Annotated in this window: 14 protein-coding genes; all 14 read left to right on the top strand. The window is 39.2% G+C overall.

Translation table 11 applies throughout. From position 1 onward, the window contains the following. Positions 1–131: 131 nt before the first annotated feature. The 14 genes from ACVRYP_RS05755 (at position 132) to ACVRYP_RS05690 (ending at position 14,812) form a co-directional block, all read left to right on the top strand. Positions 132–2,150 (top strand): GBS Bsp-like repeat-containing protein, encoded by a 2,019-nt coding sequence (locus ACVRYP_RS05755; RefSeq protein WP_447467792.1) that lies wholly within the window; start codon positions 132–134, stop codon positions 2,148–2,150. Between the two features lie 284 nt (positions 2,151–2,434). Then, positions 2,435–3,472, top strand: a complete 1,038-nt coding sequence (locus tag ACVRYP_RS05750; protein ID WP_447467791.1) for a LysM peptidoglycan-binding domain-containing protein — start codon at positions 2,435–2,437, stop codon at positions 3,470–3,472. A gap of 231 nt (positions 3,473–3,703) precedes the next feature. Next, positions 3,704–4,915 (top strand): ATP-binding protein, encoded by a 1,212-nt coding sequence (locus tag ACVRYP_RS05745; RefSeq protein ID WP_447467790.1) that lies wholly within the window; start codon positions 3,704–3,706, stop codon positions 4,913–4,915. Between the two features lie 150 nt (positions 4,916–5,065). Further along, on the top strand, positions 5,066–6,478 hold the full coding sequence (locus ACVRYP_RS05740; protein ID WP_447467789.1) for an HsdM family class I SAM-dependent methyltransferase: 1,413 nt from the start codon (positions 5,066–5,068) through the stop codon (positions 6,476–6,478). Further along, on the top strand, positions 6,465–7,244 hold the full coding sequence (locus ACVRYP_RS05735; protein ID WP_447467788.1) for a DNA methyltransferase: 780 nt from the start codon (positions 6,465–6,467) through the stop codon (positions 7,242–7,244). Before ACVRYP_RS05740 ends, ACVRYP_RS05735 begins: the two co-directional genes overlap by 14 nt. A 5-nt stretch (positions 7,245–7,249) precedes the next feature. Then, positions 7,250–7,603, top strand: coding sequence for a hypothetical protein (locus ACVRYP_RS05730; protein WP_447467787.1), 354 nt, complete (start codon positions 7,250–7,252; stop codon positions 7,601–7,603). A gap of 17 nt (positions 7,604–7,620) precedes the next feature. Next, complete coding sequence (locus ACVRYP_RS05725; RefSeq protein ID WP_447467786.1) at positions 7,621–8,511, top strand: hypothetical protein; 891 nt, start codon at positions 7,621–7,623, stop codon at positions 8,509–8,511. Positions 8,512–8,782: 271 nt separating this feature from the next. After that, on the top strand, positions 8,783–10,045 hold the full coding sequence (gene purD / locus ACVRYP_RS05720; protein WP_447467785.1) for a phosphoribosylamine--glycine ligase: 1,263 nt from the start codon (positions 8,783–8,785) through the stop codon (positions 10,043–10,045). A gap of 29 nt (positions 10,046–10,074) precedes the next feature. Continuing rightward, positions 10,075–10,821 (top strand): DUF4336 domain-containing protein, encoded by a 747-nt coding sequence (locus ACVRYP_RS05715; RefSeq protein ID WP_447467784.1) that lies wholly within the window; start codon positions 10,075–10,077, stop codon positions 10,819–10,821. A gap of 216 nt (positions 10,822–11,037) precedes the next feature. Then, positions 11,038–11,526: a 5-(carboxyamino)imidazole ribonucleotide mutase gene (gene purE, locus ACVRYP_RS05710; protein WP_447467783.1), complete on the top strand. Its 489-nt coding sequence runs from the start codon at positions 11,038–11,040 to the stop codon at positions 11,524–11,526. Beyond that, complete coding sequence (gene purK, locus ACVRYP_RS05705) at positions 11,513–12,598, top strand: 5-(carboxyamino)imidazole ribonucleotide synthase (RefSeq protein WP_447467782.1); 1,086 nt, start codon at positions 11,513–11,515, stop codon at positions 12,596–12,598. The genes purE and purK overlap by 14 nt, the downstream gene beginning before the upstream one ends. 39 nt (positions 12,599–12,637) lie before the next feature. Beyond that, a complete protein-coding gene (locus ACVRYP_RS05700; RefSeq protein WP_447467781.1) occupies positions 12,638–13,372 on the top strand; it encodes a hypothetical protein in 735 nt (244 codons plus the stop codon). A gap of 11 nt (positions 13,373–13,383) precedes the next feature. Then, complete coding sequence (locus ACVRYP_RS05695; RefSeq protein WP_447467780.1) at positions 13,384–13,620, top strand: phosphoribosylaminoimidazole carboxylase; 237 nt, start codon at positions 13,384–13,386, stop codon at positions 13,618–13,620. Positions 13,621–13,966: 346 nt separating this feature from the next. Beyond that, a complete protein-coding gene (locus tag ACVRYP_RS05690) occupies positions 13,967–14,812 on the top strand; it encodes a hypothetical protein (RefSeq protein ID WP_447467779.1) in 846 nt (281 codons plus the stop codon). Positions 14,813–14,819: the final 7 nt, after the last annotated feature.

The raw sequence follows: 14,819 nt of genomic DNA, 5'->3' as shown, positions 1-14,819 counted from the left end.
GATTTATTCCTAATGATATAAACTCAGCAGTTGTTTTCAGCCTTCGGATGTTGAAAGCTTTTGCTGAGTTTTTGGATTTTTTAGTCATTATTTTCGATTTTCAACGAATAAAGACTTTGAAAGGAGATAATATGATACTTAAAAAAATATTATTATCAAGTTTAGTTTTAGGAAACTTAGCCCTTGCTGGGACGGGAACTGCCCTAGCCAACGAGAATGGGATCAACGTACAGGTTCAAGCTGATACCCAGCGTGTAACCTTAACCTATCAGGGCGACCTTCCCCAAGAAGGGACGCTGCAATATGCTATTTGGTCTGAAGAAGATGGTAAGGACGATCTTACTTTTTATGATTATCAAGGACCTGAGACCCAGATTGATCTGAGCAATCATACTGGAGCAGGGACCTATCACCTCGAACTCTATCAGACCATCGGTGATCAAAAAATCTTGCTCAAAGCAACTACTTTTCAGAGAGAGCCTGCAGAAACAACAACAGTTGTGTCAGAAAGCACGACCTCAGCATCAGAATTAACAACACAGGCAGTAACTGAAGCAACAACAAAGGTTACAACCTCAGCCACACCGACTTCACCGGCTCCTGTGGAAACATCAACAACTCAGGCTAGTCCCCAATCTACTGTAAGAACCACTCCAACAGGCACTCAACAAGGCAAAGCTTCCTCAGAATCTGCCAGCGACATCAAATCTGCTGCCAAACAGTCCAGTAATGAAGAGGGTTCATCGAAACTTGCACGTTCAATGACCACTTCAGATAAGCCTGCTACAGTATCAGTAACTGCAAAGCGAAATCAGCCCAAACTCAATGCGAGTTACAGTCAAGCTGGAAAGATTGACATAACAGTGACAGGGATTATAGACCAACCAGCGGAGGTCCTTCTTCCTACTTGGTCGGATAAAAATGGTCAGGATGATGTTGTTTGGTATCAAGCGGTTAGAATGACAAATGGATCCTATCGTCTCCAAGTAGACCCTAAAAACCACAAGAATGACACGGGTACTTATCATATTCACCTCTATCTGCGTTCCAAGGCTGGCAGTCCCTTAGAAGGAGCTGGAGTAACTACCGTTCAAGTCGGGTCGCCGAAACCATCAATGCCTGTCAATAAAACCCCTAAGGCCACCATCACCACTTCGCAAGTTGACAAGGCAAAAGGAACTTACAAGCTCAATATTCAAGCTGAAAAAGCAGTCAGTTCAATAGATATCGCCGTTTGGAGTAACAGCAAGCAGAGCAATATCAAATGGTACAAGTTAACAGGAAATGCTCAAAATGTTTATAGCTTGGACCTATCTAACAAAAATCACCATAGTCTGGCTGGACACTATCAGAATCACGTCTATATCAACTATTCAGACGGCAGTCGAGTAGGGTATGTTGGACCAAGTGTTCTACTGGATCAGCCCAGCCAAGCCGTGTCTAAGACAACCCAAAAAGTTTCTGTATCAACAGCAGCTAAATTTGTTGAAACAGGTGTTTATGAATTGACCTTGTATAATGCAGAACCAGGAGCCTATCTTTTTGCGGTTTGGTCTGACAAAAATGGCCAAGACGATCTTGTTTGGTATAACGCCCAAGCAGGAAACAACGGCACTTATACCCACCGTCTGGCTTTGAGTCAGCATAAGGACAGTGGGAAGTACCATTTACATGTTTACAAAAAGGAAGGCAATGGCCAAAAAGGTATCCTTGCCAGCCACTTTACCGTAGATAGTAAGCATCTTCCATCAACGACAAGTTCTACGACTAGACCGACTATTCCGACGACTTACCAAGCAACCAGCTACCCAGTTGGTCAGTGCACTTGGGGGGCTAAACAAGTGGCCCCTTGGGTCGGTGAGTGGTGGGGTAATGCCAAAGATTGGGCAACAACAGCTCGAAACCTCGGTTTCACTGTTGGAACAACTCCTAGAGTTGGTGCTGTTGCCGTCTGGCCAACTGATGGTGGTGGCTATGGCCATGTTGGTGTTGTAACTCATGTCGAAAGTGCAACACGCATCCAAATTTTAGAGTCTAACTATGCTGGTAAAATGTATATTGGCAATTTCCGTGGCTGGTTTAACCCGACCTTAGTTTGGAATGGTTCTGGTTATGTGCCTGGTCCAGTCCAATATATTTATCCAAAATAAATTTTTCTTGCTTTACTGATGATACAAAAAAGCTATTACCTTAGTTTTTCGTTTACTTTTGGAAGTGAGCTTTTCAATGGATAGACTGTCAGTCATAATTGGCAAGTTGACAGAATTATTGTGAGGTTAGATGTCTTAGGTTAGAAATAGATGACAAATAAGTCATACCGTTACAATCCTATCTTTGTTTGTTTAAGAAGTCTTAAAACCCTACTCAAATCCTTGCTTATAGACTGGATCTGGGGTAGGATAAGAATTATCTTGAAAAAAAGAAAGGTATGGATATGTCATTACATAAAAAATTTGCTTTAACATCAACTATCTTACTCTCCCTTTTTGCAGCCAAAGAAGCGGAAGCTGAAACTTGGGTAGCTCGTTCAGTAGAAGCAATTAAAGCTGATTTGAACGCTCAGGGGAATAGCCAAACTTACACGGTTAAATATGGTGACACCCTCTCAACCATTGCAGAAGCCATGTCAGTTGACATGGAGGTACTGGCCAAGGCCAATCAAATTGCGGACCTCAACCTTATTTTCCCAGAAACAACCATTACGACAACCTACGATAAAAAAGATCAAGCGACTGAGATTGTCATTGAAGCTCCTGTAGCAGATCAAGCTGGTGAAATTGTAGAAGCTACGATTGACCTAGAAGCTCAGGAGGTTGTCATTGAAGATGAGACAGTGAAGCTTGATGAAGTTGCCCCCGAAAGCAGTGAAACATCTGCTCCAGCGGAAGCAGCACCTGTTGTTCCAGAAATACCTGCAGTTGCAGGGGAAGCCAATCAGGATACAGGTACAGAAGCGCCTGCCCAAGAGCCTGAAGCAACCACCGAAGTGGCAGCAGCTCCAGTTACGGAGATCCCTGTAGCAGAAGCTGCACCTGAGATTCCTGTCGTTGAACCACAGTCGGTTGCTGAACCAGCGGAGGCAGTATCTGTCGAAGCGACTCCTGCGGCTAATAATGTAACGGTTGATAGCGCAGGTCTTCAACCACATGTAGCGGCCTTCCAGCAAGAAGTCGCCAATCTCTTTGGCATTACAGAGTTCAGTACCCTTCGCCCAGGAGATTCAGGTGATCATGGCAAAGGTCTTGCGGTTGACTTTATCGTCTCCAGCAATAGCGCTTTAGGTGATCAGGTGGCTGACTATGCGGTTAACAACATGGGAGCTAAAAACATTTCCTACATCATCTGGAAACAGCGTTTCTACTCACCATACGATAGTATCTATGGACCAGCCTACACCTGGAACCTGATGCCGGATCGTGGCAACATCACCGAAAATCACTACGATCATGTCCATGTGTCCTTTAATCCGTAAAAAACTGTGACTGAAACCTTTACCATTGGACATCGAAAGAGGATGTCTATAACAAAGCAATAAAGCTAAAACAGATGTTGTTTTCAAACCATCCAAGAGATTTGGATGGTTTTTTCTTGTACTTATCACAAAATGTTTCAGTCTGGTGAAAAAAAGTTAAAAACTAAAAATTTTTTATAGTTAAGTGGAAAAAATATTTAAAATTTGATTTTTTTATGATATACTAAAAATATGGATAAAAAACTTATTAGACGTGAACATTATATTAATCAGGTAAAAAAATCGCTGGATACGGAATTTATAAAAGTCATTACAGGGGTTAGGAGGTCAGGAAAGTCGTACCTGTTGCGAATGATTCGAGAACTTATCCTAGAACAAGGCGTTTTAGAGAGTCAGATTATTTTTATTAACTTTGAGAATCCAGATTTTTTTACAATTAATACCTATGAGAAACTATACGATTATCTCAAAGCGATAATGCCAGTAAGTGGAAAATTGTATTTTCTCTTTGATGAAATTCAAGAAGTTAACGGCTGGCAAAAACTGATTAACGGTTTAAGGGTAGCCCATGACTGTGATATCTACGTGACTGGGTCAAATGCTTCCTTACTTTCTGGTGAATTGGCGACTTATTTGACAGGGCGTTATATTGAAATCAAGATGCATCCCTTGTCTTTTAGAGAATTTTTGGACTTTAAAGGTGTAGATTTGTCTTTAGGACACCGTTATGTACAAGAATATTTAACCTTCGGCGGTTTTCCATCTGTTGTCCCGCAAGAAGACGATGGTCTAAAGATAGACGTCCTATCAGGAATTTACAATAGTATTTTACTGAAAGATGTTACGCAGAGAACTATGGTTAAAGATCCTGATATTTTAGAAAGGGTGGCAACTTATCTTTTGGACAATATCGGACAATTGGTATCAACTAATAAAATTGCCAATACCATCCGTTCAACAGGACGAAAAGTGAGTAACACAACTATCGAAAGCTATCTTGCCCTACTAGAGGATTCTTTTCTATTTTATAAAGCTAGCCGCTATGATATTAGAGGAAAAGAGCGCTTGAAGAGCCTAGCCAAATATTATACGGTTGATTTAGGTTTTGTATTATCACAACTTCGTAAAAGCAGCAGCAATCGCGGGTCAAGGGTGGAGAACCTAGTCTATCTAGAACTGATTCGCAGAGGCTATGATGTTTTTGTTGGCAAGTATGATAATAAGGAAATTGATTTTGTAGCCAGTAAATTTAACCAGACGCTTTATGTTCAGGTGACGGATCGATTGCCAGAATCGTCAACACGAGAAACAGACAGCCTTCTCCACCTCCCAACAGGACATAAAAAAATCATCATTACCAATTCCTGGGATGACGTTGGCATGGTTGAAGGCATTGAGATAATTCACTTGAATGATTTTTTGTTGGGGAATCAGGTTATTTAAAATATATATTTTGGTATAATTATACATAGGTGTTTTTAGAGCATCGGATATCTATTTTATTTTTCCATTCTAGTACAGAGTGTAATTATGAGTAATGCTTTATCATTTTTGATATAATTAAGATAAATAGGGATTATAAAGAGGGAAGTTGTGATTGACATAAACTTTGTAGAATTCTCAAAGAAAAGTGATAGTTTTGAAAAAAATTTGGATAATGGATACAAGAAACGACAAGGGGTTTTCTATACAGACGTTAATCTATCATACAAATTAATAGAATTTTTAAATTTAGATAAGACCAAAAAGTTTTATGAACCAAATTGCGGTAGTGGTAGCTTTGTGTATGCTGCGAAAAGATATGGATTTGAAGAAATCTACGCAGCGGATATAGATAAAAATATGGTATCTTTAAGTAGAAAGCTAACAGGATTAAAAGCAAGTCAGATCAAAACCATAGATACAATTGGTAATCACACAGACGAGATTTTAAAGAAATTTAAAGTAAAAGAAAAATTTGATTATATTATTGGGAATCCACCCTATGTTCCTATAAATCAAGAAAGCCCTATTAATAGTGAAGACTATTTCTTCTTAAGGAATGTGAAAGATTCGGGGAATAATTTATTTATTGCCTCTTTATATAAGGCGTTAGAAATTGTAAAGACAAAAGGTTTAATATCTTTTATAATTCCTAAAAACTTTTTACATGTAGCATCCTATTCTCTGCTTAGAAAAAAGCTTCTAAGAGAAAATACAATACACTCTATTATCGATTTAGGCAAATGCTTTAAGGGGGTTCGAGGTGAACAAATTGTTTTTAGTGTGATAAAGAGTTCCCCAAAAACTAATAATAGAATAAAGTTTTGTCGTTTAGAAGATGACAATGAAATAGTATTGCTATCAGAAATAGAGCAAAATGTTTATTCTAATGAAATATTATTTTTTGATTCAAATGAATCATTTGAACTTTATAAAAAATTAAATAAATCATACCAAAGCTTTGGTGACATTTATTCTGGATATGTTGGAAGAGGCAGGAGTAAAGAAGAAGATGCTATTTCGGGAAAAGAAATAAGAAAGTTTGGATTTAAAAGTAGGAGATCTCCCCAAAAGGGAAATCAGCTTTTTATTCAAAATATTTATAGTGCGGAAGCAGGAATTATCGCTGCATTTGCAGGAGATTTACAAGCGTCTGAAACGGTAACAGTTATAACAGATGGTGACGAAAAAATGTGTAGGTATATTTTAGGCATCCTGCATACGAGGTTATGTAATTATTATCTAGTAAAATTTTGCTTTAATAATTCAAAGTTAACAATGCACACCGATGCTAAGTATTTAAAAAAAATTCCTTTAGTTAGAGAGAAAAAAACATTTAATCAAGTGGTTAATATTGTAAAACAGTTAGAAAAAGTTGAATATATGAGTGATGTTTGGTTTGACTTTTTAGAAGATTTGAATTCATTGGTTTATAAAATATATAACATATCAAATGCAGAGGCTAGCTATATAAATGGCGAGATGAAAAAGATACAATCGGAGAAGTGGAATGCCAATAAATGATGACAAAAGATGTAATGATTTATCAGGTAAAGAGTGGTTGCAAAATTCTTTCAGTATCTGGAGAGATTTAAGGAAATCAAAAGAAGAAAAAGAGTTCAAACACCCTGCATCTTTTCCAATTTCCCTAGTTGAGAAATTATTGAAAACATTTTCGAGAGAAGGACATATTGTGTTAGATCCGTTTAATGGTATTGGTACTACTATGTTAGGTGCAAACAATACTAATAGGAAAGGTATTGGAATTGAGTTATCCGAAGAATTTTACAGGATTTCCTTGGAAAGAATCAATGAAAGTAAAAATATTAAAATTATAAACGGAGACTCGTTTGAAAAAATTAAAACTATAGAGTCTAATAGCATAGATGTATGTCTTACTTCACCGCCGTACTGGGATATTCTAAATATGACCAGAAGTGCTGATAAAAAAGAAATAGTTAATTACTCAAGTAAGAGCGTGGATCTTGGTAATGAAGTTAGCTATGATGTTTTTATTACTAAATTAGGGGAACTATTTGAAGAAGTAAATAGAGTTTTGAAGAAAGGATCATACTGTCTGATTAATGTAATGGATATTAGAAAAAAGAGCACTTTCTATCCATTACATATGGATTTGGCATATGAATTGCAAAAACGCGGGTATATCTTTGATGATTTATTAATTTGGGATAGGCAGTCAGACTACAATAATATGAGACCTTTAGGTTATCCATATAAATTTAGAGTTAATAAAGTTCATGAGTATATATTAATTTTTATAAAGGAGTAGTGAAAATGAATCATTATCAAGATTTTTTAGATTTTTTGCGCAACACCCCTCAAACAATTTTTATAGAAGTGGAGGGAAGGCGAATCAATATAGATAAATTTATCGCTAATTATATCAACAATTATGGCCATTCTGTGAATAATAGTTCAGAAGGTGTCTGTATTTTAAGTCCAAATGTTGATAAATGGGGAGTGGAATATAGAATATATCTCAACAATATTCAGTCAATGCCAAACTACTGGTTTAATAGAAAATATGTAAATAGAAAATATCATTCAAATGAATTTGCATACCGTCTTGATGACAAAAAATTAATTGAATACCTATTTGATAATGGGTATAGACTTGGCTATAACTAATATTTAGGGTGGCACTTATGAACATTGAAATGGCATACTTGCTAGGAATGATCTGTGGAAATGGAGTTTTGAAGAAAGGGGACGCTGAAACCGAGATTTCAATTTCTATTCCTCATAAAAAACTTCAAAGTGATTTTTTTCACGATATAAAGCTATATGTAAAAGCGAGTTTGGATGATATTACTAAAATTATCAGTCCCTTATTGAGTACAGAGGTACTTGTATCACAGACCAAAACGGCAACAACTCTAAGTTTTTCAAAATCAAATAGTGACTATTCAATTAGGGAGATAACACGACTGTTAAGAAAATCAACTTCGAGAACTAATATGAGAGTTCCTCAGGAACTATTTATTGCAGAGGAAAAAGAGAAACTATCTTTTCTAAAGGGATTTTGTGATGTAACAGCATATATACGCAAAAGTAATTATTATTTCGAAAGATTTAAGCATCGCGTCTATATTGAGATACCTAATAATTGGTTTATGGTTGTTGATATTGCAAATTTGCTTAAAAGCCTCGATATACCGATTCAAAATATTGATTGGGGGCATCCCAATATGCGTGATGGATTCCTAAAAAAATATAATTTAGGTAATACAGAGTTTTGGAAAAAAGAACATCAGATAAAAATTTGGGCAAATGAATTTAAAAAGATAGGATTTGGAATATCACATAAAGAGGAAGCACTGAATGTCTACATTGATGAACTTCTAATTGGATTAAGGAATGAAAATAAGAATGAAGGTTATACTCATAGATACTATTGGGAAGGTAGGGAAGTTAGGAAGAAAAAACCAATCCATCCAGGAGAACAAGATTCAACTCTCCCAAAAGAAATACGAGGGAAGCACTACGAATCTTGGAAAGATATCGCTCAAGATTTAGGATATAGCCAATTTAGCTAAGAAGAAACAACAAGACTGTAAGTTAAATTGACTGTACGGTTTTCAAAAATTTAATTCATTACAAAAAAACATATATAAGTTCATTTTGCAGCAGTGATTTGAACTTTTCTTTTCCCTTTATTATTTCTAGATATATTTCCTTAAATTGAATGCGCTTTCACTGCATTCAACCCCCCCGTTTTCTCGAACAAATGTGTTATAATGTTTCTATATAATTCGTAAAAAGAACAATTGTAGGTTCTTTGTGTGATTGAGTGATGAGGTATTATTCATGAAACTCTTAGTTATTGGTTCGGGTGGTCGCGAGCATGCGATTGCTAAGAAGTTGTTGGAGTCTTCGCAGGTAGAGCAGGTTTTTGTTGCGCCAGGAAACGACGGCATGACCTTGGACGGTTTGAAGCTAGTAAACATTGGGATTTCCGAACATTCTGCCCTGATTGATTTTGTCAAGGAAAATGATATTGCCTGGTCTTTCATCGGTCCCGATGATGCCCTAGCGGCTGGTATCGTTGATGATTTTAATGCAGCTGGCCTTAAGGCTTTTGGTCCTAGCAAATTGGCCGCAGAGCTAGAGTGGTCTAAGGATTTTGCCAAGGAAATCATGGTCAAATACGGCGTTCCGACAGCAGCCTATGGCACATTTTCCGACTTCGACCAAGCAAAGGCCTACATCGAGGAACAGGGGGCTCCAATTGTGGTTAAGGCAGATGGCTTGGCATTGGGCAAAGGCGTGGTCGTGGCAGAAACCATGGATCAGGCGGTGGAAGCGGCGCGCGAGATGCTCTTGGATAATAAGTTCGGCAACTCAGGTGCGCGTGTGGTCATCGAGGAGTTCTTAGACGGAGAGGAGTTCTCCCTCTTTGCCTTTGCTAATGGCGACCAATACTACATCATGCCGACGGCGCAGGACCACAAGCGCGCTTATGATGGTGACAAAGGACCAAACACAGGCGGTATGGGGGCCTATGCGCCGGTACCTCATCTACCGCAAAGTGTGATCGACCAGTCGGTTGACAGCATTGTCAAGCCTGTGCTTGAGGGCATGATTAAAGAAGGACGTCCTTATTTGGGCATTCTTTACTGTGGCTTGATCCTGACCGCTGATGGGCCCAAAGTCATTGAGTTCAATGCCCGCTTTGGCGACCCTGAAACCCAAATTATCCTCCCTCGTCTGACATCGGATTTTGCCCAAAACATCAGTGATATCTTGGATAAGAAAACACCAAGCCTTGTCTGGCGTGAGGATGGCGTAACCCTCGGAGTAGTTGTGGCTTCAAACGGCTATCCCCTCGATTACGAAAAAGGTGTGCCTCTGCCAGAAAAGACTGAGGGAGACATCATCACCTACTATGCAGGGGCTAAGTTTGATGAAAACGGCCAAGTACTGCTCTCAAATGGCGGACGTGTCTATATGCTGGTCACCACAGCAGATACTGTCCAAGCTGCGCAGGAAAAAATTTATGACCAACTCGCCAAGCAAGATACCCAAGGCCTCTTCTATCGGAAAGATATCGGAAGCAAAGCAAGCAGGTAATTCAGATTAGAAAATAGGAGCTAATGCTGATGATAGACCTCATTCGTCTCTATAAACCGCTCTTTGAAGTAAAGGCCGTTGGAGAGAATATCTGGATAGTTGACGGAGATGCCGTCGATATGGATTTCAAAGTCTTTTCTGTACCCTTTAGCACCCGTATGACAATCATTCGTCTAGAAAGTGAAGGGCTGTTTATTCATTCACCCATCCGCCTCACATCTTCTGTAAAACAGGCTGTTGACCAGTTAGGAAAGGTTGCCTACATTATTGCTCCAAACAAACTGCATTATTCATTTATTGAGGAGTGGAGCCATGCTTATCCAGAAGCTCAAGTTTGGGTTGCTCCAGGATTAGAGAAGAAATTACTAAAAAGCTGGGCAGGGGAAAATACGTTCGTATTAAGTCAGGACAATTCACCAGCTTGGCAAAGAGAGATTGATTTTCTTCCCTTTAGGGGGAGTGTCTATATTGAGGAAATAGTGTTTTATCACAAATTAAGCCAGACCCTAATACTGACGGATTTGATTGAAAACATTGAACTTCACAACCCTTCCTTTGCTCAACGATTGCTATTTAAACTGGGTGACAATACCTATCCCAATGGGCGTACTCCCAGAGACTTACGCCTAAGCTTCTTCCATAAGAAAATGGCCCGTCAATGTTATGAACAGATGATTGCTTGGCAACCAAAGAATATCACCTTAGCACATGGTCAGTGTTTCTTTGGGAATGCGATGGCGCATCTTCCTAAGGCGTTTTTTTGGCTATCTCCCTAACCAAAAAGACAATAGACTAGCAAGATTAATAACAGGCGACGGAGTTGCCTATTTCAATACATTACAGCACAGCCAGCGACCGAAAGTCGCAAAGAGTGACAAGCTCACTCGGGGATTTGGAGACCTTGGGTTTTCAAATTAGTCATGAGCTACCTCTGGTGGCTGCTGACGATCTCGCCATTTAAGAAATGCCTCAAAACCTTTAAGGAGAAAAGAATGACCCCAATCATTTCTATTATCATGGGCTCCAGCTCCGACTGGTCCACTATGCAAAAAGCAGCTCAAGTCCTCGATGACTTCGGCGTTCCCTATGAAAAGAAAGTTGTCTCTGCCCACCGTACCCCAGACCTCATGTTTCAGCATGCCCAAGAGGCTCGTGGTCGTGGGATCAAGGTCATTATCGCAGGTGCAGGCGGAGCGGCCCACCTGCCAGGGATGGTGGCCGCTAAAACGACGCTGCCTGTTATCGGTGTTCCAGTGAAATCTCGCGCTCTTTCTGGTCTTGACTCCCTTTACTCCATCGTGCAGATGCCAGGTGGTGTGCCTGTTGCGACCATGGCGATTGGCGAAGCGGGTGCGACCAATGCAGCCCTGACAGCCCTTCGAATCCTCTCGATTGAAGATGCGCAGATTGCCCAGCAGTTGGCAGATTTTGCCAGCCAGCAAAGAAAGATTGCGGAGGCCATGACTGATGACCTCAACTAACCCCAGCAAAACCATTGGCATCATCGGTGGTGGCCAACTCGGCCAAATGATGGCCATTTCAGCCATCTACATGGGCCACAAGGTCATTGCTCTAGACCCTGCCGCAGACTGTCCAGCTTCCCGTGTGGCAGAGATGATTGTAGCACCTTATGATGATGTGGCGGCCCTTCGCCAGCTAGCGGAACGCTGCGATGTTCTCACCTATGAGTTTGAAAATGTGGACGCAGATGGTCTGGATGCGGTTGTCGCTGAGGACCAACTACCGCAGGGGACTGACCTGCTTCGTATTTCCCAAAACCGCATTTTTGAAAAAGATTTCCTGGCCAATAAGGCTGGCGTGACTGTGGCACCTTACAAGGTTGTGACCTCTAGCCTTGATTTGGAAAATCTTGATTTCTCGAAAAACTATGTCCTCAAGACAGCGACCGGTGGCTATGATGGGCACGGTCAAGTCGTCATTCGCTCAGAAGCAGACCTTGAAGCGGCTAACAAACTGGCCAACTCTGCCGAGTGCGTCTTGGAGGAGTTCGTCAATTTTGACTTGGAAATCTCGGTCATCGTGTCTGGCAATGGCAGAGACGTCACCGTCTTTCCAGTTCAGGAAAATATCCATCGCAATAATATCCTCTCCAAGACTATCGTCCCAGCCCGGATTTCAGAGGCTTTGAGCGCGAAAGCGCAGGCTATGGCGGTGAAAATAGCAGAGCAGCTCAATCTGTCTGGCACTCTCTGTGTGGAAATGTTTGTGGCAGGCGATGAGATTCTGGTCAATGAAATTGCCCCACGCCCTCACAACTCAGGACATTATTCGATTGAAGCCTGTGACTTTTCGCAGTTTGATACCCATATCTTGGGCGTGTTAGGGCAACCATTGCCAGCCATCAAACTCCATGCCCCAGCCGTCATGCTCAATGTCCTCGGCCAACACATGGAACAAGCCCAAGCCTATGTCGCCCAAAACCCTAGCGCCCACCTCCACCTTTATGGTAAACTAGAAGCGAAGCACAACCGCAAAATGGGACACGTGACGGTATTGGGGGAAGATGCTGAAGAATTTGGCTTGACCAGTTGAGAAAACGATAGTGGTCTTGAAACCAGACGGAGGTGAAACATGAAAATTCCTTTTGAACTTGTGGATGGAATAGTCTTGATTGAAGTAACCATTGACGACAAAAAAGGCCATATGGCCTTTGATACAGGAGCCATGGCGACTTGTATCAATAAACATTATTTCTTAGGTCAACAAGGTGAAGAAAAAGAAATCAAAAAATTTGATGAGAATTTAAAAACCTCAGCAGTTATCAAGGGCACCAAAACTATTTCTTTCGGTGATAGGACCTTAGAGCAGATTAAGACGCTGAGTGTGGATTTCGATTACGTGGAGAAACCTCTTAGAAAAACAAAAGCAGACCTTGTATTCCTCGGAACTTTAGGGATTGACGTTCTTGGTCAGACAAATATCATGATAGACTATCAAAATCAAGTGATTGACTTTGACTACCAAGTGGATAACGGTACTATCCGAGCTGAACTACCAATGACAGTTGCCCACCTCCCTATCATCCCTATCCAAATAGACGGTAATCTCCATCCCTTTGTCCTAGACACAGGGGCCAATACTTGCGTGATTGACCCAGTAATCCTATCTCAACAGACAGAGGACGAGATAAATATACCTCACCTCATTTGGTCCGAGAGAGAGTATACTCATATCAACGCTGTTGTTAGCGACTTAACACAGTTGCGACAAAAAGTTAAAGCCTATGGAATTATAGGTTACCAGGTGCTAAAAGACCATTCTTGGTATCTTGATTTTCAAAATGAGAAAATTCTACTGCTTGCTTAAAGGAGGTAAACATGATACAAATTATTGTCCACGCCTTTATTGAAAATGGTGAAACGGGTGTATTCGAAGTCGTTTTTGCTTCAGAAAATTCTCAAAACATTTCTGAAAAAATGGCAGAGCTACAAAATCAGTACCCAAACGATTACCTTGCTATCTATGACTTGCCACTAGACACAGACTTGTCAAAATTAGCACATTACCCGTCAGTAGCGATAGGGAAAGAGGAGTTTGGGGAATATGATATATGAGAAAACAAAAGTTCTAAAAACTTTAATTTCAAGTTAGTTACAAAAAGGTGCCAGTTTATCTAACTCGAACTTATTATCTAAGGAAGTCTGAAAAGTTAAGGTTGATAGGTTATAGAAATGATATGAGACAATTGTGAAATCACAACAGGAAATATGTTTAATAGTGTGGAGGATAGCGTTGAAAATAATTTATAATAATTATCAAATTACAAGAGGGTCACATAGATTAATAAAAAACACCTTCTCTTCATATTCTCAATTATTGTCTTCGATGTCAAAACAGACTAGTACAATAAATGTTTCAGAGATGGAGTATGCGTTGAATATAGTAAAAGTAGGAGTTGGTATGTTTAAGCCGACAAACTTAGTAAAAAAAGCTCAAGGTTTTCTTGATTATTATGAAGAATTTTTTAAGGTTGACAATTTTACAACTGCTACAGGTTTTAAAAAATTATCAGGATATTCTTATGATCCAACATATATTGGGCAATTTTCGAATATTATTGGTAAGGCAAATACGAATATTTTATTTAAGAGATTATCTCGTGGCTGGTTTACATATAATTATGAAGGCTGGGCATTAAAAAATGGGGTTAAACTGAGTGGGAAAAGGCCTGATTTGGTAGGGATTAATTTTGATAGTAAATTATTTACACTAGAATCTAAAGGTTGGACAACCACAGGTTCAGATAATAAAAAATTATCAGCGGTACATCAATCTGTTTCAATTAATATTAGGCAAGAATCAGGAATTGCTTGCATTTCACAAAAGATATACAATAATATTGAAGTGGATTATATAGATCCTTTGGTTGGTGATATCCCTATAGAATTTGACATTCGTAAATTAATTATTGATTATTATAAAAATTGGCAACGCCAAATTACAGAAATAGTAGGAAATAAAAAAATAGACAATAGAGAGATAGTTATTTTTGATTATTTAAGATTTTTGGATAAATACTATCTAATCGGAATAGAGAAATCTTGCCTAGAAAATACGGATAAAGAAAATTTTTACAAGGATACTTTCTCTGAGGATGAAAATTATTTTTTAGAAGGAGATGGTATAGGAATATTTTTAGTTTCTACAAAAGATGATGTGTTGATTTTGCAAAAATTTATTCATAAAGAAAATATAGAATTAAATCTTTCTTTGGAAAAAACAAATAAAAAAACACAAGATGAATAGAGGAGAA

The sequence above is a fragment of the Streptococcus rifensis genome (assembly GCF_053203525.1).
Note: the sequence above shows the minus strand (reverse complement) of the source record. Positions and strands in the feature narration are given on the sequence as shown.